Origin of the sequence: Methylobacterium sp. J-030, assembly GCF_022829545.1 — a bacterium.
Lineage (GTDB): Bacteria > Pseudomonadota > Alphaproteobacteria > Rhizobiales > Beijerinckiaceae > Methylobacterium.
In genome coordinates this window covers 1-313 of the sequence record NZ_JAKSYM010000224.1, presented here as the reverse complement: position 1 = coordinate 313, position 313 = coordinate 1, and the positions used below count along the sequence as shown (strand labels likewise).

Sequence of the window (313 nt, the reverse complement as noted above, 5' to 3'; positions counted from 1 at the left end):
CAACAAAGGACAGGGCGAGTGACGCTGCAATATCTCCGCACCGTCTCGGTCGAGATCGAGGGCGGCAAGACCTTCACCTACCGCGGCGACGAGAACGGCGGGCAGGGCCTGCGCATCTTCTTCGAGACCGCGCAGAAGGATGCGAGCACGCCGAACGTCGCCCGCATCAATCTCGTCAACCTCGCCAAGAGCAGCACGCAGCCCGCGTTCTACGTCGGCAAGTCGGTGACGCTCTCGGCTGGTTACGCCTCCGGCTCCGTGTTCGTCATCTTCAAGGGCAAGATCCTCCAGGCCCGCAACCTGCGTCAGGACG

General features: G+C 63.9%; 1 protein-coding gene. It reads left to right on the top strand.

The features are described from left to right. Positions 1–18: 18 nt before the first annotated feature. Positions 19–313, top strand: a 295-nt coding sequence (locus tag MKK75_RS14890; protein WP_244043331.1) for a hypothetical protein, incomplete at its 3' end; no start/stop codon positions are given.